The sequence below is a fragment of the Flavobacterium sp. CBA20B-1 genome (assembly GCF_028473145.1).
Taxonomy (GTDB): domain Bacteria; phylum Bacteroidota; class Bacteroidia; order Flavobacteriales; family Flavobacteriaceae; genus Flavobacterium.
Map to the genome: position 1 here is coordinate 463912 of NZ_CP092370.1, position 24222 is coordinate 488133.

The window sequence follows — 24222 nt, forward strand, 5'->3', positions numbered from 1 at the left end:
TAATTTACTAATCATCACTGAACTATGCATCAAAATAATAAGCTAGAACTTTACTCGCTATATCAGTTACACAATAATAAGATTCTACTCAAAGACGATAATACTGAAGTTAAAGTTAAATACTACATAGATTCTTACCAAAGAGGCTATCGTTGGGATAAAAAACAAATTGATTTGTTATTAGATGACTTATGGGAGTTTCATCAAAAATACAAAGACAAGTCGTTAAAAGATAACGAGTATTATTGCCTGCAACCCATTGTGGTAAAACCTAAAACATTGGAAAATGAATCAATTTGTTGGGAAGTTCTGGATGGTCAGCAAAGACTAACATCTTTAAAGATTTTACTGAGCTATTTACTTCGTGAGACTTCTCAAGATTTAGAAGATGAGTATGCAATACCAAATTTTGATATTACCTATAAAACAAGAGAATTAAGTCAAGCATATCTAGATCAAATAAGCAATAATTTCAACACTGATAAGAAAAAGGATAATATAGATTTCTTTTATATGTCTAGCGCATATCAAGCGATTATTGATTGGTTTGACCAAAAAAAGATTGTTCAAAAAAGAGAAAAAAGGGATTTTTTAGATCAATTACTGGCAAGTCAGGATAGGGACAATCCTATTAAAGTAATATGGTATGAAGTAAATGATGATACAGATTCCTATGATATCTTTACTCGTTTAAATATTGGTAAAATAAAGCTTACGAACTCTGAACTTATCAAGGCATTGTTTTTACGAAATATTAATTCAAACGAGCTAGATTCCCAATTAGCATTATATGAAATTGCAAACGATTGGAATAATTTAGAAAGTAAATTACAAAAGGATGAGTTTTGGTACTTTTTGTATAACCCGAATAATCCCATTAAATATGCGAATCGTTTAGAATATATCTTTGATTTATATTGTGAAAGAACAATAGAGTCCGAAGAATATCATACATTTTTTAAAATCAATTCCAATTTTAATGCAGAAGATTCTATTAAAGAAAGACTTCATATTTGGAGGAATTTCAAGAGTTATTTTTCAAAAATTGAAGGTTGGTTTATCGATATCAAATTCTATCATTACATAGGCTTTTTAATTGCTATAGGATATTCGATTATTGATATTTTAGAATTAAGTGAAGGAAAAAATAAAGACGAATTTTTTAAAGAACTACAAAAAAAAGTAAAATCTCTTATTAATTGTACTGAAGATGAATTGAGAGATTTGAAATACAACAACAAATTGATTTTCCGCGTATTATTGCTGTTTAATATTCTGACCGTAGCTTCTGATAAAAAATCAAATTATCGTTTCCCTTTTAATCTTTTCAAAAGTCAGCAATGGGATATTGAACATATTAGATCAAGAAATGATAAGGAATTAAATAAACCAGAGGAATGGAAAGCTTGGATAAAAGATATAGTTGAATATTTTACTAGTAAAGATATTGATCAAACACTAATTGATGTTTTAACTGATATAAGTATAGAAGAGCAATTTTGTTTGAAAGATCTTGATAAGGATGTCCAAAAAGAATTGATAAAGATGATAGTTGCCTACAAAGAGGATACTATTCAAAAATCAGTTCTACAGCTTTCATTTAGTTTCTTTAGAAAATATTTTAAAGAAGACAAAGATGATTTAGATAAAGATTCAATTGGTAATCTATCACTACTAGATTCGTATACAAATAGAAGTTATGGTAATGCATTTTACACATTGAAAAGAATAAGAATTCAGGAGAATGGTAAATATGGGTTATTTACTCCCGTATGTACAATCAATGCCTTTATGAAAGTGTATAGTAGAAAGTTAGATAATCTTAATTTTTGGAGTACAGAAGATGCGGATAACTATACTACTGAAATTATTAATGTATTAAAACCTTATCTAAAAATATCAATTGATGAGTAAGTATTTAGAAAATGGAGTTCGTATCTCTTTATCACAATTATTAGAAGATAATACAATTTGTGTTCCCAAAATACAAAGGGATTACGTACAAGGAAGAGTTGATGAAAATGAAGTTCGTACAGAATTTCTACAAGCTTTATTAAGTTATCTTGAAGATGGAAAACCGTTTAGGGATTTAGATTTTGTATATGGATTTTTAAATCAAAATAATGTATTATATCCATTGGATGGTCAGCAAAGGTTGACTACTCTAATGTTATTACATTGGTTTTTAGCAAATAAAGAAGGGAAATTTGAACAGTATAAATCATTGTTTCTAATAGAGGATAAGGAACAATTACATACCAAATTCACTTATGAAAATAGATTAAGCTCAAAGGAATTTTACAATGAATTATTTACCAAGGCACTCGAGTTTAATAATCTTTTAAAGAGTGAGGAAGGAAAAATTAATAGTTTATCAAAATCAGTTAAAAATTTAAGTTGGTATGCACCTGCTTGGGATTGGGATCCAACAGTTCAGAATACTTTACTGATGTTAGATGCGATGTTAGATGTGTTCGATTGCAGCCAAGAATATTTTGATAAATTGGTTGATCCAAAAAATCCTATAATAACCTTCTTATTCATGGATCTAGGGAAGAATAACCTTTCTGATGATTTATATATAAAAATGAATTCACGAGGTGTACAATTAAGTCCTTTCGAGAATTTTAAAGCTAAGTTAGAAGGGTTTATTTCTAAAACTAACTTTAAAAATGAATACATTTTTGAAATAGCGGGCAAAGAGAAAAAAGTTGATTTTAAAACATATTATACAACTCAATTAGATAGCCGTTGGTCAAATTTTGTATGGGAAATCATGAAATTAAATGATCCATATTTGGAACACCCTAATTATTTTGATCGCTTCTTTTCAAATTTGTTTAGAATATCATTTCTACACTCAAGCATAAATTTGAATAGAAATTTAGACATTACTATACCTGTAATTAAAACTTTTCTAACCCATAGAAAAGACTTTTCATATTATGATTACCAGGAATTGTTCAATATAAATGGATTAAATAGCAAAATAATTACTAATGAAAGCCTCAATGAGTTAGCGGAGTTTTTTGACATATTAAGTACGGTATTTTATTCTAGCTTAGATAATAAATTTGAATATTATAATTCATTTGAAAATCTTCTTATTTTAGTTAAGTCTGATCATGGTACGAGATATTATCACGAGCGTATAATGTTTTATGCTCACATGGAGTATTTAAAAAAACATAGAGATAATTTCAATACAAATGGTTTGAATATGTGGATGCGTTTTATTTCCAATTTATCAAATAATACAGCTCCATATAACAATGAAAGAGAGTTTATTAATGCACTTTCTTTTATTCGAGAAACTGTTCAGTATTCAGATAATATAGATGAATATCTAAGTAATCAGTCATTTAAAGATATAGTTGGGTTTGATTCCTTTCAATATAAAGAAGAGATTTTAAAAAGAAAAATTGAAAAAATTGATCCCTCATGGAAAGATAATTTTAAAAATGTTGAACTTCATCCTTATTTGCAAGGGCAAACCTATTTTCTATTAATGCTTGTCGGTATAGAATTTGACTCTTTAGAGGATTTAGATGTTACATTTTTAAATAATGTTCAAAGTCAATACGATTTGAACTACAATATTTTTAAAGTTTTATTCACTGAAAAAGGATTGAATCAAGACTTTTCTAGAAATGGAAATTATTTGTTTGAAAGAACTTTATTATCCATCGGTGATTATACAATTTCTGAAGGTTCAAATTTCAGTTTTTTAATTGATAGTGATCGTGATATTTCTTGGAAACGATTTTTAAAATTAGATAAAAAATTAGAACATCGGTTAATTATTAAACATTTGTTTGATAATCTTTTATCATACTCAACAGATATTTCTTCGGGCTTAAAGAAACTTTTGGATGTTGAATGTAATGAATGGTGGCGTTTTTTAATCATTAATAATCCAAACATATTAAATTACTTTGATAAAGGTAAAAAGAGATATTTTAGACAAGAATCTAATCATGGCTTTGTATTGCTAAAAGGTGAAAAAATTAGCGGTTCTCATGCAGAAATTGAATCCTATAATTTTTATCTAAGTAACAAATTTGAAGATGAAAAATGGAATTATTATTCAGTCAGTGGAGAAAATAATGACGATTATCCATGTGCATATTTCGATTTCATTTTTGATAAAATTCCTTATGGATTTGATGTTAGATTCATTAATTCACAATTTAATATTGCTATTAAAAGAAGACAAGCTGGTGATTATAGTAAACAATTGATTGAATTTTTTGATAGTGAATGTTTTCAGAAGGTATCCAATTATTATTCTAAAGAAGTTGGAACTTATGACGAATGTTTAAGATATATACATATAAATTTAAGCGGTATAGTAGATGAAGCTAATTGATAACATAAATACACGACTGATTGACGATTTAAAAGAAAGTATTCATAAAAAAAGTAAGATGGCAATTGCGGCATCTTCTTTTTCCATATATGCTTTTGAAGCTTTGCGGAAAGAATTGCAAAGTGTAGATGAATTACGTTTTATATTTACTTCGCCAAGTTTTTTACAAGAAAATCTAAAGAAAGAAATACCAAAATTCTTTATTCCGAATTGTTTAAAGAAGCGGATTTATGTGGTGGCGAATTTGAATTGCGTTTGCGCAATCAGCTCACGCAGCGTGCTATTGCCAAAGAATGCAGTAAATGGGTAAAAAACAAAGTGATTTTCAAATCCAATAAACAAACAAATTATCCTTTACAGGGAATGATTCACGCAGTAAATTCTGTTAGCGAATCTTTTGCCTGGACAAATGTCAATAATTTTACAACTGCCGATTTGGGTGTAACACCCAAAAAAGGATTTCCAACATTGATTCAAAAGACAGATTTTCCGAATGCCAAAGTCTATTTGGAGCATTTCAATCAGGTTTGGGAGGATGAAGAAAACCTAGAAATCGTTACCCAAAAAGTACAAAAGTATTTCGAAAAAGCCTTTCAGGACAATAGTCCGGAGTTTATCTATTTCATCACGTTGTACAACATCTTCAATGACTTCTTGGATGACTTGACTTTAGATAATTTGCCTGATGATCGCGTTGGGTTTAAAGATACCATTGTATGGAACAAGCTTTTTAACTTCCAGAAAGATGCGGTGATTGGTGCGATTAATAAATTAGAAAAATACAAAGGTTGCATTTTGGCGGATAGCGTTGGTTTGGGTAAAACTTTTTCGGCGTTAGGCATCATCAAATATTACGAAATGCGTAATAAAGACGTTTTGGTATTGTGTCCTAAAAAATTAGAAGCCAACTGGAATACCTATCGTCACAACGATAAAACAAATATTTTAGCCAAAGACCGTTTTAATTACGATGTGCTTTTTCATACTGATTTGTCGAGAGAATCGGGAATAAGCAACGGACGAAATTTAGCTAACGTCAATTGGGGAAATTACGGATTAGTAGTCATTGATGAATCGCACAATTTTAGAAATGCTGGATTAACCTATTCCGATAAAGAAAATCGTTATCAAGCATTATTGCGCAAAGTAATGCGAGAAGGAATCGAAACCAAAGTGTTGATGCTTTCGGCTACGCCTGTTAACAATCGTTTCAATGATTTAAAAAATCAATTGGCATTAGCTTATGAAGGTGATGCAACACGTATTGATGATAAGCTAGATACAAATAATGGAATTGATGTGATTTTCAAACGAGCACAATCTGCTTTTAATACTTGGTCAAAATTGGATATTTGGGAAAGGACTACCGAAAAGTTATTGGATTTATTGGATTTTGATTTCTTTGAAATATTAGATTCTTTGACCATTGCTCGTTCTAGAAAACATATTACCACTTATTACGATACGAGTGATATAGGTAAATTTCCAACAAGGAATAAACCAGTTTCTTTAGCTTGTGCGTTGACTAAAGATGACTCCATTACGTATAATGAAATAGCAGAATTATTAGTTCATTTAAATTTATCAGTTTATACACCTTTGAAATATATCCTACCAAGCCAAATAAGTAAGTATGCAGAAAAATATGACAAACAAACTAAAGGTGGAAAACTAACACAATTAGATAGAGAAAAAAGTTTGCAACAATTGATGCGTATCAATTTATTAAAACGTATTGAAAGCTCAATTGATTCATTTAGAATTACAACAAATGGAATTTTGTCTCAAATAAAAAACACAATTAAATCTATATCTAAAGAAGGAATTGTGTCTATTTCGAGTATTCATTTTGATACGCAGGATGAAAATTTTGATTGGGATGCAAATTGGGGAGATGAAGAAAATGTAATCGGTAAAAAAGTAAAAGTACATTTAGCTGATTTGGATCGCAGGCAATGGAAAGAAGATTTGGAAGAAGATTTAGCTATTATTAATCAATTGATGGATAAAACGAACCTGATAAAACCTGCATTAGATTTAAAACTACAAACTTTAATACAATCCATTGAAAATAAAATTGAAAAACCACTTAATCCCGACAATAAAAAAGTAATTATTTTTACTGCTTTTGCCGATACAGCTGATTACTTGTACGACAATATAAGTAAACATTTTAAAGCCAAAAGTAATATTCAATCTACCTTGATTACAGGATCAAGAAGAGTAGCAACAACGAAAACTATTCCAACGGAGTTGAATGCTTTGTTGACTTGTTTTTCTCCAAAATCAAAAGGAAAAGATTTGCTTTTCCCCACCATCAATGAAGAAATAGATATTTTGATAGCAACCGATTGTATCTCTGAAGGACAGAATTTACAAGATTGTGATTATTTGATAAATTACGATATCCACTGGAATCCAGTACGTATTATTCAACGTTTTGGTCGTATCGATCGTATTGGGTCAATAAATGATACCATTACTTTAGTTAATTTTTGGCCAGACATTACTTTAGATAGCTATATAAATCTAAAACAACGTGTTGAAGATCGTATGATGATTTCTGATATGGCAAGTACAGCCGATGATAATATCCTGAAAGAAAATCAAAAGGATTTAGAGTATAGAAAATTACAATTACAAAAATTACAAGATGAAGTAACTGATTTAGAAGATCTGCGTGAAGGAATCGATATTACCGATTTAGGTTTGAATGATTTTAGAATTGATTTGTCCAATTTTATCAAAGAATATGGAGAAATGTCGGATATTCCAGAAGGAATTCATGCTGTGGTACCATCAACCGAAATTCTAAAACCCGGCGTAATATATGTATTGAAAAATATGAATGAAAACATCAATATTAATAAACTCAATCGTTTGCATCCCTTTTATTTAGTTTATATCGATCAGGTAGGTAAATTATTATTTAATCATATTGATTCTAAGAAAATATTGGATGCCGTTAGAATGTTGTGCAAAGGTGTTAAAGAGCCTATCACGGCATTGTGCGAAAAAATGAATTTAGAAACTGATGAATATCACAATATGTCTGAATATTCTGATTTACTTAAGAAATCCATTGGAACAATATTGGAAACAGAAGAAGAAAAAGAAGTCTTAAGTTTATTCAAATCAGGTGGTACAAACCTGATGAAGGATAAGTTCAAAGGAATTGAAGATTTTAAATTAATCTCATTTTTGATTGTAAAATAAACGCATTATTTAATATGTTTCATCTTCCTCAAAACACCAAAATTCAGAAAGTAATCCCTAAAAACGCTTTTGATAACTATACCAACACAAAACAAAAGAAGTCGTTTACAGATAAAGTTCAACGTATTACCTGGGCAAATAAAATTGCGTTTGATACGGTAAACCTTAATGGAATTGATGTTTCAGAAATTCAACTCTTTAAAATTTTACTAAAAGAAAAAACAGTTATTAAAGATTTACTTTCAATTATAGAAAAATCAATTCCTTATCATATTATTTTTTGGATAGAATTTGGCGATGAATTTTATATTTCAACTTCTGTCAAGCATCTACATCCTCAAAACGAAGATGTAGCTGTTATTGATTATACATTTACCTCTGGCTGGAAATCAATTGAAAGTAACAACTATCAAATTGAGTTAAAAAATAATTTAGATTGGGTTTTTAAAAACTTTTGTGATCAATTGAAATCTATTGATATAGACACAAAATCTATAAATGAATTAATTGAAAAACAAAAAATCAACGATGCCATTTTGAAAGAAATTAAAAAGCTAAAATCTGAAATAGAGAGATGTAAACAGTTTAATAAAAAAGTTGAATTGAATTTGAAATTGAAAGAACTTCAATCAATTTTATAATTTATTGACAATGAATACAACGACTCAAATAGAAAATGCTTTAAAGGCGATCAACCAAGCTAGTTTTCAAACCTTAATTAATCACTTATTATATTTACAAGTAAACAAATATGTTGGTGCTCCAGGTGCAGCAATTGGTAAAGAAAAAACAAGCAAGGGAACTCCGGATTCTTATTTTATAAATGAAGATAAATACATTTTTGTTGAATGTACAACTCAGGAAAAAGTAGACAAATCAAAATCATTTTTTGATAAACGTGTAAAAGACATTGACCACTGCTTCAAAGGAGATGCAACAACAATAAGTAAAGAAAAAATTGAAAAAGTAATTTTAACCTGCAATGAAAAGGTTGGTGTAGAAGAGTTTAATTTGAAAATTTCAATAATAACGAATTTCATGTTACCACCGAATTAACTTGTAAATCGGGTGATGAGGAGTTTCGACCTGATATTACGGTTTTAATCAATGGAATGCCTTAGGCTTTTATTGAAGTAAAAAAACCGCATAACCAAGAAGGTGTTATCAAAGAAAGAACCCGAATTAACGAGCGTTTTACTAATAAGTATTTTAGACGATTCGCTAATATTACCCAGTTATTGGTTTTTTCTAATAACATGGAATATCAAGATGGAATTGTAGAACCAATTTTTGGTGCTTTTTACGTTACACCAGCTTACTGTCAAGTTTCGTTCAATTATTTTAGAGAGGATGCCGATTACCCTGTGCAACAGAAACTAAAAGAGGTTGACGAAAAAACAGAAAATGATTTACTGAAAGATAACATTTTGATTGTTATTAAAAATAGTCCAGAATACATTACCAATAAACAATCGAATACGCCAACCAATAGAATTTTGACTTCTTTGTTTAGTAGAGAACGTTTGAAATTCATTTTGCAATATGCTATTGTGTATGTAGAAGAGGTGGTAAGGAAATCTCTAAAATAGTTGGAAACATAATTCTACAAAAATCTACGAAAGTTGAATTTGAATATAATACAATTGAATCGTTAGTAAAAAAAGCTACTTCATCGGAAAACAAAGTGAGATTTGTTAATTTATATTTTAATGATTTAGATAATAATAACATAATATCATTATTGAAAAACATTTTCGAATCTCATAAATTTTTTGAAAAAGGAAAGCCTACATATGTAAAATCAGATTACAATACCACATTATTAGGAAAGTTAAAAACAAAAAACTTTATTAAAAACAACTACGATGATAAATGGAGTGATTCAAAATTTAGAGTTACAACAAATTATTAACCCCCTAAAATAAATAAACCTCTCAAAATAAAGTATTTGAGAGGTTTTTCTGTGGTCCCACCTGGGCTCGAACCAGGGACCACCTGATTATGAGTCAGGTGCTCTAACCAACTGAGCTATAGGACCGGCGTCAATTGTTATTAACGAGTGCAATATTACTATGTTTTTTTAGTATTTGCAAGTGTTCGTTGAATAATTTTTATTTTTTATTTTATTTCTTGGCACAGTTCTATTAAAACGCCATTTGTTCCTTTTGGATGCAAGAATGCAACTAATTTATTATCAGCTCCTTTCTTTGGGGTTTCATTTAAAACAGTGAATCCTTCCGCTTTTAGTCGTTCCATTTCAGCTAAAATATCTTCTACATCAAAAGCAATATGATGAATGCCTTCGCCTTTCTTTTCTAAAAATTTTGCAATGGGCGAATCGGAATTTGTTGCTTCCAAAAGTTCAATCTTGTTGGGACCGTTCATAAAAAAAGAAGTCTTTACACCTTCGCTCGCCACTTCTTCCTCTTTATAGGCAGGGGCACCGAACAGCTTCTCAAATAAAGCATTTGATGTTTCCAAACTTTTAACTGCAATACCAATATGTTCAATTTTACGCATACTACTTCATTTTGTTTCTACAAAGATAAATATATATCTGTTCGATTTTTGTATTTTTGCAAATATGGAAACAAACAGACAAAAAAAAATGGGGGCTTTGTTACAAGCCGACTTAGTTGATATACTGCAAGGGGAAATCCGTAAGAACGGTATTTCAAACCTTATTATTACCGTTTCAAAAGTAAATATTACCACCGATTTATCTGTGGCAAAGGTATATTTGAGTATTTTTCCTACTGAAAAAACGGGCGAATTGTTAAAAGCTATCCAATCAAATGCGCCGCTTATAAAACATGATTTGGCACAACGGGTGAAAAATCAATTGCGAAAAGTGCCCAACTTGGTTTTTTATATCGACGATAGTTTAGATTATATCGAAAAAATCGATAACGCATTAAAAGGCGATGAAAATCCTATTGAAAACAGAGCGCTATTAGCTCGTAGAAAGAAAAAATAACATACTTTGAACACGGTATTCTATATAGCAAAAAGGTATGCTTTTAGTAAAAGTAAAACCAAAGCCATTAATATAATCACACGCATTTCAACCATAGGAATCGTGGTGAGTAGTATGGCTTTGTTTGTGGTGCTGTCGGTTTTTAGTGGATTAGAAAATTTTGCATTATCATTTGCGAATATGATTGATCCGGATTTAGTAGTTCTACCATCAACCGGAAAAAAAATTGCGATTAGCGAACAACAAGAAAAAGAATTAGAAAGATTTCAGAAAAGTATCGCATTTTCCAAAGTGATTGAAGATCGGGTGATTTTTACCTATGGCGAAAAGCAAATTGTAGCTTTTATTAAAGCTGTTGATGCCAACTATACCAAAACGGTTGCTATTAACGAGCATATTGCATATGGGCAGTGGTTGCAAAGTAATACCAACGATGCCGTGTTAGGAAATGGTCTGGCAAATGAAATTTCGGCAGGAATGTATTCCAACGAAAAGTTGCTCGAAGTTTTTGCAATGAAACCCGGAAAAGGTATGATTACAATGCCTGATGAAGCCTACACCAAACTTCCGCTTTATCCATCGGGAATCTATAGCCTGGAAAATATGGAAACCGACAATAAATATATTTACACCGATATTTCGGTTGGAAGAGATTTATTGCATTATAAACCAAACGAAGTTTCAAAAATTGAACTAAAACTATTGAATGCTGTTTCTGAAAAAGATGTAATCGCCAATTTACAAAAGATTTTTCCGAATACCGAAATCAAAAATAGGGCACAACTCAATGAAGGTTTATACAAAATGCTAAAAACCGAAAGCTTGGCAATTTATCTCATATTTACCCTCATTATCATTGTTACGTTGTTTTGTTTAACAGGTTCATTAATCATGATTATCCTTGAAAAAAAAGAACATATAAAAACTTTGTTCGATATGGGATTCACTCAAAGAAAACTCCAACAAATATTTTTGTATCAAGGTCTAATTTTAGCAGTATCTGGAATTGTTGTTGGCTTAACTATTGGAGTTGTTATCACTTTATTGCAACAACATTTTGGCTTTGTGAAGATATCAGAAAACTTTCCTTATCCAATTGTTTTTTCATGGCAAAACGGAATTTTGGTAGTAGTTACGTTGCTTGTTTTAAGTATAATAGCATCATTCATTGCAGCAAGCAGAATAAACAATTTAATGAATCGATGAGCTTTCCTGTTGTAAACAAACCACCTTTGAACATATAAGAAAAAAAAAAATCGGAAGACCACTCTTCCGATTTTTTTATGAATTATCAAATAATGGTATAATTATCTAATACTAAAAGATTGTTGTTTTTCTGCTGGTAACTGACTAAAACGCTCTTGGCATTCTTTAATCATTGCAATAGCTGCTGCTTTATCACCAAAACCATTGATTTCAACTTTTTTGTTTTCTAAGTCTTTATATACTTTAAAGAAATGTTCAATTTCTTTGATAAGGTGTTTGTTGATATCACCTAAATCGTTCAATTCGCGCATTAAAGGATCGCCTGTTGGTACACAGATGATTTTTTCATCGTTACCTTTGTCATCTGCCATGTAAAACACACCAATTGGTTTTACTTCCATTAACAAACCAGGAATGGTAGGTTCTGTTGTTAAAACCAAAACATCTAACGGGTCATTGTCTAAAGCCAATGTTTCTGGGATAAATCCGTAATCTGTTGGGTATTTCATTGATGAAAATAATAAACGATCAAATCGCATCATTTTTAAATCAAAATCGAACTCATATTTATTTCTACTTCCTGCTGGAATTTCGATGAATACATCGAATTGTTCAACGTTTGTCATATCTGTATATTTCTTTATTTCAAAATTGCTTGCAAAAGTACGTTAAAATTCAGTTTCTTACAAATTAAAAATGGAATCCAAACACCACATTCACGCCCATTTTGCGTACATTGGGATTTTCGAGATAGTTTCCGCGCCAATTTACGTTCACCCGCATGCATTTAAAGATGTTACCAACTCCCACAAAATATTCATAATACACCTTGTCTGTTGGTGCGATATAAGGAATATTTGAAGCGTTAATGTCGATGTTTTGCTGCGAAACATCACCCCAAACGCCACGAATTCCAACAAACTCTCTAAGTGCCAATTTGCGCAAGCCAGGAATTCTAGAGAAAATTCTTCCATTAAAATTGTGCTCTAAGTGCAAAGCCACATATTCATCGGTAATAAATTCATAAAAATTCATTTGACTGAAAGCATTATCTATAATAAAATAGGATTGATTTCCAGGAATTACGCTCATTAATCCTAATGGAACCGTTCCATAGGTTTTACCGGCTTCTAGAGTAGGGGTGAATCTACCAAAACCGCCTACTAGAATTGGATGACGGTACAATAACTGCACTTTTTTATAGTCGAAATCGCTGCCCAACATTCCTTTCACACCCAATGAATAATTGAAAAATAAATGGGCGTAATTGTAATCTACATCGGTTCGGTCAACGCCATAACCAACTGTTTTTCTGCGTGGTGTGTAATCCACTGATAAATTGATTTCCGATTGATGCAATTCGGGTTGCACATTTCCGTTTTCGTCGTAATAAGCCAATGAAAAGGTGGGCGATGCAGAGCGCAATGTTTTGTAATGGAACGATGTTGAAAACTTTAGGTTTTTTAACGGTTCTATTTCTAAACCGGCCGATGTAAGGTTGATGTTAGATAATTTAGTATTATCGCCACTTGCCAACAAGGCACTCGATGCAAAACTTCTGCCTAAAACATCTGTAATGGGTGATAAAGAAGCAGCTATTTGCTCTACATCTCTGCGGTTTCCTGCAAAGAAAATAAAACGCGAATCTTTATCCAACATAAATCTGCCCGAAATTCCGTATTTAAACTTATTGTCTTTAAAACCGTAAGCGGTGTATCCTTCCAAACGCCACATATCGTTTTGTCCAAAATAGGTTCTACCGCCGGCTCTTAAACGAAAACCTTCGATATCATTAAATCCAAATGAAGAAAAAATGGGTCCGTAATCAAAATTGCCTATTTGCACATAATCGCTCGCTAAAATCGTTGCCAAGTTCACATAGGTTTGAAAGCGTTTGTTTTGTTTTAGTTCGCTTAGCATAGTGTAAATGCCTTTTTCTTGTTCCGATAAAGGTTCAAAACGGTATCCTTCCCAAAATTCATCCGGACGATTCATCAAAGCTTCGTTATAGCTGTTTACTTCGCTTTTGTAGAAATTGATTGGTTTCTTTTTATCAAATTGAAATTGTTTGTAAAAAGTAGTTCTTTTGCCATACATTCCCTTCGATTTTTCATTTTGACGGATACTGAAATCGGTCATTAAATGATCTTTCGTAAGCAAGAAAACCGAATCGTTCAGCACATCAAATTCTTGTTCAATATAAATATCGCGCACCCAGTTGATATTGGCATCTTTGCTGATTGCCATATTTATTTTCTTGATTGCCCAGGTGCCGTCGTTCACCCAAAAATCGCCTTTAAAAGTTAGTTCGCCTTTTCTGCGCGGATAGTACACAATATTGTAGCATTTTTTGCCGTCGATGTCAGCCGTATCAGTCAAAACGTAATTATATACGTTGATGCCGGTGCGAGAAAGCGGACTCACAAAATCTTTATCAAACAATTTTAAATAATTGTCGTAAATATCATATTCTATATACAAATCCTTTAAAAACGCCATTATGTGCTGGTTGTTTTCAAAGCCTGAATTTTTATTACCTGCTAAAATTTCTTTTTTTAAGTTGGCTACATTGTCGCCATAAACGTTTGATGCTTGTTCATTAATAAAGATGGGCAGATAGGTTTTTCCGGTGATATTCGAAGTGTCAACCTTTTCAAAAATAAATTCCATGCCTTTAAAAACGCGGCTTTTCATATAGGCACTGTCGATGGAATTTAGATCGAATTCAATTTTTTCGTATTTCTGATAAGCATATTGATCAAATTTATGCAACCCGTTTTTTCGGCGGTTTTCCCATATTTTCCGAAGGATGTCTAGTGCCGGATTGTCTTTCTTTGAGGTTTTGCCCGTATATATTTTTATTTCTGAGAGAACATTATCTTCTCGCAATTCAATGTTTAGATCATAATTCACAGCTTTTTCAAGAGGCAAATAAACATCTGCAAAGCCTGTGAACGATACTACCAATGTATCTTGCTTGTTGTTGGATTCTAAATAAAATTTACCATCTTCATTTGTAATAACGCCCTCTGAAGTGTTTTTAAAATATACGCTGGCATAGGCAACTGGTTCGTTTTTCTCATCAAAAACTTTTCCGCCTACTTTGGTTTGTGCCATTACTTGCAGCGAAAATAAAGTAATAACAATCAATAACAACTTTTTCATAAATAAAAAAACTCCAATCTTTTTTGATTGGAGTTACAAATGTAAATGAAATTTTACTATTTTTTATACATAACTTTTTTAACTGCTTTAATCACATCTTGTGCATTTGGCAACCATTCTTTTAATAAGGCAGGTGAGTAGGGTGCAGGTGTGTCGGCAGTTGTAATGCGTTGTACGGGTGCATCTAAATAATCAAACGCGCGCTCTTGAACCATATATGTGATTTCTGAAGCAACCGATGCAAACGGCCAAGCTTCTTCTAAAACAACTAAGCGGTTTGTTTTTTGTACCGATTTAATAATGGCATCATAATCCATTGGGCGCACAGTACGTAAATCAATGATTTCACAAGAAATATTTTCTTTAGCCAACTCGTCTGCAGCAAGATAGGCTTCTTTAATAATTTTTCCAAAAGATACAATGGTTACATCGGTACCTTCGCGTTTAATATCAGCCACACCTAGAGGAATAGTGTATTCGCCTTCTGGCACTTCGCCTTTATCGCCATACATTTGTTCCGATTCCATAAAAATCACTGGATCATTGTCGCGAATAGCCGATTTTAATAACCCTTTTGCATCGTAAGGGTTTGATGGTACAACCACTTTTAAACCAGGCGTGTTTGCAAACCAGTTTTCAAAAGCTTGAGAGTGCGTTGCGGCTAATTGTCCTGCAGATGCTGTTGGTCCGCGGAAAACAATTGGCATAGTGAACTGTCCACCACTCATTTGGCGCATTTTTGCTGCATTGTTAATAATTTGGTCGATACCAACTAAAGAGAAGTTAAACGTCATAAATTCTACAATAGGTCGTAAACCGTTCATTGCAGAACCTACTGCAATACCTGCAAAACCAAGTTCTGCAATTGGTGTATCAATTACTCGTTTTGCACCAAACTCGTCAAGCATTCCTTTACTGGCCTTGTAAGCTCCGTTGTATTCGGCAACTTCTTCACCCATTAAATATATTTTATCGTCGCGGCGCATTTCTTCGCTCATTGCTTCGCAAATAGCCTCTCTAAATTGAATTGTTTTCATAATATCATTATTGATAGGTGCACAAAAATATAAAATTATAATTTGTTACGCTTTATTTTATGAATAAAAAATGTTATTGGTTTTTATAAATGATTTGTGAATATAATAATTGAGAAAAAAAATCAATCGTATAAATAAATATGATTTACTTTGTAAGATGAATTCCTTGGAAAATTATGGATAAAAAAAGACAATCTTTTTTGTTAACAATTATCACAACAGTTTTTACTTTACTGTGGTTTGCCTTTTTTCTTCTTTCATCATTTAGTGATGTTTTAGACGAGCCTGGTTTTGGATTAACTTTATTATTGATGCTTTTTGCTTTTTTTTCGTTTATATTTCCGTTTGCTGGTTTGTATTTATGGTATTCAGATAATTTCAGATTAAAATCAAAATACTTAATTACCATTGCTTTTTCTTTAACACCGTGGATAATCGTTTTGTTAGTTTCGATAAGAAATACAATTCTTGAATGGCTATTTGGTTGATTTTTTAATTTAATGCTTTTACTAACCTTCTTCGCAGTGGCTGTGATATTTTATATTTTGGTGCTTTATATTCTGCAAAATCTAGTAGAAATCAATCATGAATAGCAAAAATTAAAATTGCTAGAGAAAATCTAACACATTACCCTATAACCCCTTCCGTCTTTTTGGTTTTCTTTAACTCATTGCAGCAGCTAATTGATAAGTAAAATCCCACATAAAATTGTATTTTTGTAAATCATTCAAAAAAAGTATAAAAATACATGTCTAGCGTTATACGTTTATTGCCCGATCACGTAGCCAACCAAATTGCCGCCGGAGAAGTGGTGCAAAGACCTGCATCGGTGGTAAAGGAGTTGCTTGAAAATGCCGTGGATGCGGGTGCAACTGCAATTAAATTGGTGATTAAAGATGCCGGAAAAACGCTTATTCAGGTAATAGACAATGGCAAAGGAATGAACGAAATTGATGCCCGCATGTGTTTTGAACGCCATGCTACGTCTAAAATTTCCATTGCCGAAGATTTGTTTCAATTGCAAACCAAAGGTTTTAGAGGCGAGGCATTGGCATCTATTGCGGCCATTGCACATGTAGAGTTAAAGTCTAAAGAACATACTGCCGAGTTAGGCACTCATGTGGTGATTGAAGGAAGCAAAATTATATCGCAAGAAATTGCGGTGGTTCCTAGCGGCACTTCGTTTTCTGTAAAAAATTTGTTTTTCAATATTCCGGCTCGTCGCAATTTCTTAAAGTCTGATCAGGTAGAACTGCGCCATGTAATTGATGAATTTGAGCGTGTGGCTTTGGCACATCCTGCAATTCAGTTTACATGTATCAACAACGGAAGCGAGCTTTTCAATGTGCCTGCATCGAATATCAGACAGCGTATTGTGAATGTTTTCGGCACAAAAACCAATGAAAAGTTGGTTCCCGTTCAAGAAACTACCGAAATTGTTGAAATCCATGGATTTGTGGCAAAGCCCGAATTTGCTAAAAAGAGTAGGGGCGAACAGTTTTTTTTCGTGAATGATCGCTTTATAAAAAGTGGCTACCTGCATCATGCGGTTACTGCCGCTTTTGAAGGATTGCTGAAAGATGGTACACATCCTAGTTATTTTCTGTATTTAACCTTGCCTCCAAACAGCATTGATATTAATATTCATCCCACAAAAACCGAAATTAAGTTTGATGATGAGCAAGCCTTATATGCTATTTTGCGCGCAACCATTAAACACAGTTTGGGACAATTTAATGTGGCTCCAGTGCTCGATTTTCAAAAAGACAGTGATTTAGATGTTCCATACAGTTATGAAGGTACAAAATCGGTGGAACCAACGGTTGAAGTAGATGCTTTTTACAATCCGTTTGAAAGTATGAAAGCCAGCAACACCATGGCACAACAAATAGGTGCGGGGTTTAATCCTTTTGAAAGTGTGAAGCCAAAACCTTCGGGAACTTCTTTTTCGGGTATGAATTCTTTTCAAGATAAAAAGCCACATCGTTCGGGCAGTTGGGAAACTCTTTACGAAGGTATTTCAGATGCAAAAGAGTTCATTTTAACATCTGCAAATCATCAAATCGATGAAGAGGTCATCACAGGTTCGCTGTTTGATGAGGAAACACCACAAGCGGCAAATCATCAACAAACCTATCAATTTCAAAAAAAATACATCATCAGTCCCATAAAATCGGGCATGATTATTATCGATCAGCGCAAAGCCCATCAACGGATCTTGTATGAACACTATATACATGCATTGGCGGTAAAACAAAATGCAAGTCAGCAGTTATTGTTTCCATTATCGTTATATTACACGGCTTATGAGTTGGAATTGCTGCGAAATATCGAACCACAATTGGTGCAAATGGGTTTTTTGTTTGAGGAATTATCAAATGAAAAAATTGTGATTTTAGGTATTCCAGTTTCTATAACCGAAAGTGAAGTTTCAATTGTTTTGGAAGATTTACTGAACGATTTGCAAGACGATGTTCCTAGTGATCACAGTGTTTTAAACGACCGTATTGCAAAATCATTGGCGCTGAGTTTAGCGATTAAAACGGGAACATATCTCACCGAAAAAGAACAAGAACATATAGTAAATAGTTTGTTTGGATGCACAGATCCGCAAACATCGCCTTTTGGCAAAACTACTTTTATTACTATGAAAGTAGAAGATATTGATAAAAAATTTATGTAATGAATCAGATTACCCCTGTTGTTAAACAATTGTTAATTGTAAACATAATCATTTTTGTTGGAACCTTTTTTATTCCGCAATTAATGGATTATTTTCCGATGTATTATTTTGAAAATCCCAGTTTTGAATTTTGGCAGCCTGTTACAAGAATGTTTTTACATGCCGGTTTTTTCCATGTTTTTTTTAGCGTTATTGTATTATTTTCTTTCGGTTCTGTTTTAGAACAAATTTGGGGCGGAGCAAAATTTCTTATTTTTTATTTTGCATGCGGATTAGGAGCTTGTATTGTAGATGCTTTATTCAAATATTTTGTTATTCACGACACGGTAAATCTTTTAGTTTTAAATGGATTTTCAGAAAGTAGTATATTTGAGTTGTTAGGAAAGGGCATGTTTGATAATCAATGGTCTGAGTTTGTAAGTGATAGTAAACTTCAAAATATGCTTTTGGCTTATATGTCCGTTTCGTTCGGATCCACAGGAATTATTTATGGTTTAATGGTTGCATTTGCTTTTATGTTTCCCAATACCAGCTTGTCATTATTCTTTGTTCCGGTACCAATTAAAGCAAAATATTTTGTACCTATTATTTTAACTTTGGATTTAGCATTCGGTTTTTTTGGAGGCGTATCTGTTTTTGGTAATGGTATTATAAATTATTTTTCTCATATCGGCAGTGCGGTTGTAGGTTTTATTTTAATGTGGATTTGGAGAAAAAAACAGTTTGATCAATTTCGTTGGGATAAATAACAAATTATGCAAAAGTTCGATATTAAAAATCTAAGTGTAGAAATTAAACTTATTATCGTTGTAAGCACTATCAGTCTTTTGGTAATGCTAATGAAGCTTGTTGCCCCTGGTTTCTATATAAGTATTATTGAACAATTGGCATTGTTTAGCAACTTTCAGGTTTTTAATTACCGCATCTGGCAATTTGTTACATACAGTTTTCTGCATGCAGATATTATGCATTTGCTGCTTAATATGCTGATGTTGTATCTTTTTAGTCAGATGTTTTTTACGTTTTTTAATGAAAAACAATTTTTAAAAGCCTATTTTTTAGGTGGTATATTTGCCGGATTGTTCTATTTTGTTGTATCAAATATTTTTGGAATCAATACATTTGTAGTTGGAGCATCAGGCGCAGTAATGGCAGTTTTTTTTACTGTAGTTGGATACAATCCAAAAATGCAAGTTCGTTTAATTGTTTTTAGTGTAAAAATATATTATATTGCGATTGCACTTCTAATTTTTGATATACTTCAATTGTTTCTTAGTAATTCAGGCGGTCATTTAGCTCATTTAGGCGGAAGTATCTTTGGTTTTTGCTACGGTAAATATTTAGGCGGATTTACGTTTGTTTTTCCAAAAAAATCAAAAGTAAAAAGCAATTTGCGAACGGTTCACAATAAAATGAATCCAACCAAAAATAATTCTACCAATAATAGCGTTCAACAAAAAATAGATGTTATCTTAGACAAAATTAGCAAGTCGGGATACGATAGTTTAACAAAAGAAGAAAAAGAATTTTTGTTTAAGCAAAAATAGATGTATGAAACAGCTAAAATGGTTCAATAAAACAGCCTACGTTATAAACATTATGTTGGTTATCCTAACATTAATGGGCTATGTATTGCCTTCTATGGCTCCAAAACTGTTTCCTTTTTTATCGGTTTTAACACTTATTTTACCTACACTTTTAATGCTGAATTTGGTTTTTGTTTTGTATTGGGCATTGCAGTTCAAAAAACAAGTGTTGCTTTCGGTTATTGTATTTTTAATCGGATATACTTTTTTTACAAAATTCTATAAATTCTCCGCAACCAATAAAGAAACCTCAGAAAGCGATTTTACTGTTTTAAGCTATAATGTTCGGCTTTTTAATCTGTTTGAATGGTTGCCAAACGAGAATGTACCAGAAAATATTAAGCGATTTATAGAAGAACAAAACCCTGATATCATTTGCTTTCAAGAATATTCCAAGTCGGCTCGATATGAATTAGACGACTATAAATTCCGTCATATTATCATGCACGGAAAGAAAATTAAAACGGGTCAAGCTATTTTTTCAAAATTCCGAATTATTGATGAAGGCGAAATTGCCTTACCCAATTCAGATAACAATGTGGTTTATGCGGATATTGTAAAAAATAAAGATACTATTCGTGTGTATAGTATTCATTTGCACTCGGTTAATATCAGTCCGGATATTAATGAAATTGATGAAAGCAAATCCAAGCGAATTTTTAACCGCTTAAGCGAAGCTTTCAAAGTACAGCAATTGCAGTCGGAATTAATTCAGGCACACATGCAAGACTTTAATGGGCACAAAATAATTTGTGGCGATATGAACAATACGGCTTTTTCGTATGTGTATAAAAACATAATTGGCGATATGAACGACGCCTTCGTAGAAGCAGGTAAAGGCTTTGGGCAAACCTATAGCTATAAATATTATCCGGCACGAATTGATTATATTTTGGTAGATGAGGTGTTTGATGTGAAAGAATTTAAAACCTTTAATACCTTTAAAAATTCAGATCATTTCCCCATCATGGCACGATTAAATATGAAGATAAAACGGTGAAATAGTTTTTGTTTTCCGGGTATTGTCTGCAATTTTAAATAGAATTTCAGTTGCATGAATGCTTCCTTTGAAAAAATATTCTTAAAAATTTACATTGAATTAATTTTACCTAAAGGATTATTGCAAGAATTGGCAATGTTTACCATGCACACCACTTGCGGAGTATTGCATTCAAAAACGAAAGTCATAAATACAACCGCTTATTTATACCAATGATTGGCGGCGAATTTATAAAGCAGGATTTAGCAATTCCGTTAAACCCAACATCGGTTAACTAAAAATTGAAAAAAGGATATTGAAAAATATCCTTTTTTGTTATCAATAAAAAAGCCTTGCTATGCAAGGCTTAATTAGTTTTCTATCATAACTAAAATATTAGTGAGCAGCTGGAGCTTCTTCAGTAGCAGCTGGAGTCTCAGTAGTAGTTTCAGTTGTAGTAGTAGTAGTTTCTTCTACTGGAGTAACTGGAGTTTCTTCAACAGCTGGAGTTTCCTCTGTAGTTGTAGTTTCAACTGTAGTTTCTTCAGTTGTAGTTTCTTTAGCTGTATCTTTACAAGAAACGAATGCTACAGAAGCTACTAATACTAATGATAATGCTAATTTTTTCATTTTTTTAATTATAAAAGTTAATTATTAATTCTCTACAAAGATATGAATTTTTTAATACCACAATATTTTTTTGTATTTTTTTTTAGAAAATATTTTTGGCTTATAAAACATTGATTATTAACGATTTGTTTTTTTGTTTGTGCTCGGTTTTATTATTTTCATCTCTTCAATCAGGTGTTTTGCACCTGCGTATTTGTCAATAACGAACAAAATATAGCGCGAATCTACCATAATATTTCTGCAAATAGCCGGGTCGTAATGAATATCACTCATGGTTCCTTCCCAAACGCGGTCAAAGTTTAAACCAATTAAATTTCCGTTTGCATCTAAAGCCGGCGAACCTGAATTTCCGCCTGTTGTGTGGTTAGTTGCAATAAAATTCACAGGAAGCTTCCCGTTTTTATCTGCATATTGCCCAAAATCTTTGGTGTTATATAAATCAATCAGTTTTTGTGGAACATCAAACTCATAATCCCCAGGAACATATTTTTCCATAACTCCGTCTAAATAGGTTACGTGGCTGTAAGTTACCGCATCGCTTGGTTGGTAACCGTTTACTTTTCCGTAAGTAACACGTAAAGTGGAGTTGGCATCTGGGAAGATTCGTGCATCAGGAAACAATTCCAATTGTGCTTTCATATAAGTACGTTGTAAACCTTCTAATTCTAACGCCATTTTATCATACTTGGGTGCAATTACATTAAAATAATTTTCCGAAAGATTTTTTGCCAAGGCATAACCCGGGTCTTTTTGCATATTTTTAATTACGTCTTCTGCCTTGCCGTTCATTAACTTTTTTAAACCATCGTAAGATGTTAAAGCCGAGTTGGAATAAATATCATTACCTAATGCTGTGTAATTTTTATTTTTAATAGCATCTGGGGTTAAATTTGCAGGCGCTTTTGTTCCGTACAATTTTACGACTTCGTTGAAAATTCCCTGATCAACATCTTTATTATAGTCTTTATATAAGGATGCTAATCCTTTTAATAAATTTTCTTTACGGTCGTTAAACCCTTGTTCGCCTACTTTTGTATAAGCATTTTCTAACTGATACAAACGAAAACCAACAGAAAGCAACTCATTGTTTCGTAAAACAACTTCCATAAAATAGTCGCGTGCTAATGTATAAGGCGTTATTTCATTATAAATTCTTTCAAACTGTGGCAACAAATCTCCGTATTCGTTCATTTTGTTTTGTTGCTTGGCACGTTTTAAAAACTCTTGTTCAAATGCTTTTTTTATAGCAACTGCATTCGATTTTTTTAAACCTTGACTTTCGCCAATCCATTTTTTCCAATAATTTGCAATTCCGGCATATTTTGATGCATACTGAATTTTTATAGCTTGATCTTGGCGCATAAACCCATCGGCTACTTTCAATGCCTTGTCGCGAATTTCAATTTTTGCCGGATTCAAATCGTTCACAATTTGTTCTACTGCAAAAGATGGCAAATATTCTTGCGTTCTCCCTGGATAGCCATAAACCAATGTGAAATCATTGGGTTCAACGCCTTGTATTGATACAGGAAAATAATGCTTTGAAGTGTATGGCACATTGTCTTTTGAATATTTCGCAGGGCGGTTGTTTTTATCGGCATAAATTCTAAACAACGAAAAATCGCCCGTATGTCTTGGCCAAACCCAGTTATCGGTATCCGATCCAAATTTACCGATAGATGATGGCGGTGCACCCACCAAACGTACATCTTCATAAGATTCGGTTACAAACAGCATGTATTGATTTCCTTCAAAAAACGTACGAATCATCACATTTTGCCACGCTTCGCGTTTGAATGATTTTTGCAAATCGTTCATGTTTTTTTGAACGGCAGCTTTTTTTTCGGCTTCACTATTTATAGCATCAACACCGTTCATTATTTCTTTGGTCACATCGTGAATGCTCACAATAAAAGTAACTTCTAAATCGGGATTTGGCAACTCTTCTTCATACGATTTTGCCCAGAAACCATCCTGCAAATAATCGTGATCAACGGTAGAATGCGATTGAATTTCACCATATCCGCAGTGGTGATTGGTTAAAAGCAAACCCTTCGGTGAGATTACTTCTGCAGTACAACCGCCATTGAATTGGGGCACTGCATCTTTTAAACTTGAATTGTTTACATCGTAAATATCGGTAACCGACATTTTCATGCCCAAACTTTTCATTTCTTTTTCGTTCATTCCTTTTAATAAAGAAGGAACCCACATGCCGCCTTGTTGCGCAAAAATGGGAAAAGAAACCAATAACACAAATGTGCGTAGTAATTTTTTCATTTTAAGATTTGTTGATAGACTAAAAAATTAAAGTGCCCAAGATACAAATTTTAAACCATTTTTCTTTATGTTTGATGTTTTATAGCTTGATTTT

Annotated in this window: 20 protein-coding genes, 1 tRNA gene and 1 pseudogene; 15 read left to right on the forward strand and 7 right to left on the reverse strand. The window is 32.3% G+C overall.

The features are described 5' to 3' along the window. Positions 1–24 precede the first annotated feature (24 nt). From MG290_RS02370 to MG290_RS02405, 8 genes and pseudogenes are all read left to right on the forward strand, one after another. Complete coding sequence (locus MG290_RS02370; RefSeq protein ID WP_264562319.1) at positions 25–1914, forward strand: DUF262 domain-containing protein; 1890 nt, start codon at positions 25–27, stop codon at positions 1912–1914. Continuing rightward, the gene (locus MG290_RS02375) at positions 1907–4369 is read left to right on the forward strand and encodes a DUF262 domain-containing protein (RefSeq protein WP_264562320.1); all 2463 of its coding nucleotides are present in this window, start codon (positions 1907–1909) and stop codon (positions 4367–4369) included. The genes MG290_RS02370 and MG290_RS02375 overlap by 8 nt, the downstream gene beginning before the upstream one ends. Then, entirely contained in the window at positions 4356–4679 is a 324-nt protein-coding gene (locus MG290_RS02380) for a hypothetical protein (protein ID WP_264562321.1), read from the forward strand. Before MG290_RS02375 ends, MG290_RS02380 begins: the two co-directional genes overlap by 14 nt. Then, complete coding sequence (locus MG290_RS02385; protein ID WP_264562322.1) at positions 4580–7585, forward strand: helicase-related protein; 3006 nt, start codon at positions 4580–4582, stop codon at positions 7583–7585. The genes MG290_RS02380 and MG290_RS02385 overlap by 100 nt, the downstream gene beginning before the upstream one ends. A gap of 14 nt (positions 7586–7599) precedes the next feature. Continuing rightward, positions 7600–8226: a DUF4391 domain-containing protein gene (locus tag MG290_RS02390; protein ID WP_264562323.1), complete on the forward strand. Its 627-nt coding sequence runs from the start codon at positions 7600–7602 to the stop codon at positions 8224–8226. Positions 8227–8236: 10 nt separating this feature from the next. Then, positions 8237–8641: a hypothetical protein gene (locus MG290_RS02395; protein WP_264562324.1), complete on the forward strand. Its 405-nt coding sequence runs from the start codon at positions 8237–8239 to the stop codon at positions 8639–8641. A 2-nt stretch (positions 8642–8643) separates the two neighbouring features. After that, positions 8644–8706, forward strand: a pseudogene (locus MG290_RS02400) (hypothetical protein); the annotation flags it as partial. Positions 8707–8841: 135 nt separating this feature from the next. Continuing rightward, on the forward strand, positions 8842–9174 hold the full coding sequence (locus tag MG290_RS02405; protein ID WP_264562325.1) for a hypothetical protein: 333 nt from the start codon (positions 8842–8844) through the stop codon (positions 9172–9174). A 375-nt stretch (positions 9175–9549) separates the two neighbouring features. Here the strand turns inward: MG290_RS02405 and MG290_RS02410 are convergent. After that, positions 9550–9623 (reverse strand) — tRNA-Ile (locus MG290_RS02410). 80 nt (positions 9624–9703) lie between these two features. Continuing rightward, the gene (mce, locus tag MG290_RS02415) at positions 9704–10105 is read right to left on the reverse strand and encodes a methylmalonyl-CoA epimerase (protein WP_264562326.1); all 402 of its coding nucleotides are present in this window, start codon (positions 10103–10105) and stop codon (positions 9704–9706) included. 64 nt (positions 10106–10169) lie between these two features. Here mce and rbfA point away from each other — a divergent pair, with 64 nt between their 5' ends. Beyond that, positions 10170–10562 carry a 30S ribosome-binding factor RbfA gene (gene rbfA, locus MG290_RS02420; protein ID WP_264562327.1) on the forward strand — a complete coding sequence of 131 codons (393 nt, stop codon included), beginning with the start codon at positions 10170–10172 and terminating at the stop codon, positions 10560–10562. Positions 10563–10568: 6 nt separating this feature from the next. Then, on the forward strand, positions 10569–11768 hold the full coding sequence (locus tag MG290_RS02425; protein WP_264562328.1) for an ABC transporter permease: 1200 nt from the start codon (positions 10569–10571) through the stop codon (positions 11766–11768). A 101-nt stretch (positions 11769–11869) separates the two neighbouring features. Here MG290_RS02425 and MG290_RS02430 read toward each other — a convergent pair whose 3' ends face one another. From MG290_RS02430 to MG290_RS02440, 3 genes are all read right to left on the reverse strand, one after another. Next, the gene (locus MG290_RS02430) at positions 11870–12394 is read right to left on the reverse strand and encodes an inorganic diphosphatase (protein ID WP_264562329.1); all 525 of its coding nucleotides are present in this window, start codon (positions 12392–12394) and stop codon (positions 11870–11872) included. A 64-nt stretch (positions 12395–12458) separates the two neighbouring features. Further along, positions 12459–14933 carry a DUF5686 and carboxypeptidase-like regulatory domain-containing protein gene (locus tag MG290_RS02435; RefSeq protein ID WP_264562330.1) on the reverse strand — a complete coding sequence of 825 codons (2475 nt, stop codon included), beginning with the start codon at positions 14931–14933 and terminating at the stop codon, positions 12459–12461. A gap of 56 nt (positions 14934–14989) precedes the next feature. Beyond that, entirely contained in the window at positions 14990–15970 is a 981-nt protein-coding gene (locus MG290_RS02440) for a pyruvate dehydrogenase complex E1 component subunit beta (RefSeq protein WP_264562331.1), read from the reverse strand. 176 nt (positions 15971–16146) lie between these two features. On the opposite strand from MG290_RS02440, the gene MG290_RS02445 reads away from it, so the two are divergent. The 5 genes from MG290_RS02445 (at position 16147) to MG290_RS02465 (ending at position 21239) form a co-directional block, all read left to right on the forward strand. Beyond that, positions 16147–16458: a hypothetical protein gene (locus MG290_RS02445; RefSeq protein ID WP_264562332.1), complete on the forward strand. Its 312-nt coding sequence runs from the start codon at positions 16147–16149 to the stop codon at positions 16456–16458. A 260-nt stretch (positions 16459–16718) separates the two neighbouring features. Then, a complete protein-coding gene (gene mutL / locus MG290_RS02450) occupies positions 16719–18653 on the forward strand; it encodes a DNA mismatch repair endonuclease MutL (RefSeq protein WP_264562333.1) in 1935 nt (644 codons plus the stop codon). Next, complete coding sequence (locus tag MG290_RS02455) at positions 18653–19402, forward strand: rhomboid family intramembrane serine protease (RefSeq protein WP_264562334.1); 750 nt, start codon at positions 18653–18655, stop codon at positions 19400–19402. The genes mutL and MG290_RS02455 overlap by 1 nt, the downstream gene beginning before the upstream one ends. Positions 19403–19408: 6 nt before the next feature. Continuing rightward, a complete protein-coding gene (locus MG290_RS02460; protein WP_264562335.1) occupies positions 19409–20200 on the forward strand; it encodes a rhomboid family intramembrane serine protease in 792 nt (263 codons plus the stop codon). A 4-nt stretch (positions 20201–20204) separates the two neighbouring features. Next, a complete protein-coding gene (locus MG290_RS02465; protein WP_264562336.1) occupies positions 20205–21239 on the forward strand; it encodes an endonuclease/exonuclease/phosphatase family protein in 1035 nt (344 codons plus the stop codon). A 375-nt stretch (positions 21240–21614) separates the two neighbouring features. Here the strand turns inward: MG290_RS02465 and MG290_RS02470 are convergent, their stop codons facing one another. Together MG290_RS02470 and MG290_RS02475 are read right to left on the reverse strand one after the other, a co-directional pair. After that, the gene (locus MG290_RS02470; protein WP_264562337.1) at positions 21615–21848 is read right to left on the reverse strand and encodes a hypothetical protein; all 234 of its coding nucleotides are present in this window, start codon (positions 21846–21848) and stop codon (positions 21615–21617) included. A gap of 117 nt (positions 21849–21965) precedes the next feature. After that, the gene (locus MG290_RS02475; protein ID WP_264562338.1) at positions 21966–24128 is read right to left on the reverse strand and encodes a S46 family peptidase; all 2163 of its coding nucleotides are present in this window, start codon (positions 24126–24128) and stop codon (positions 21966–21968) included. Positions 24129–24222: the final 94 nt, after the last annotated feature.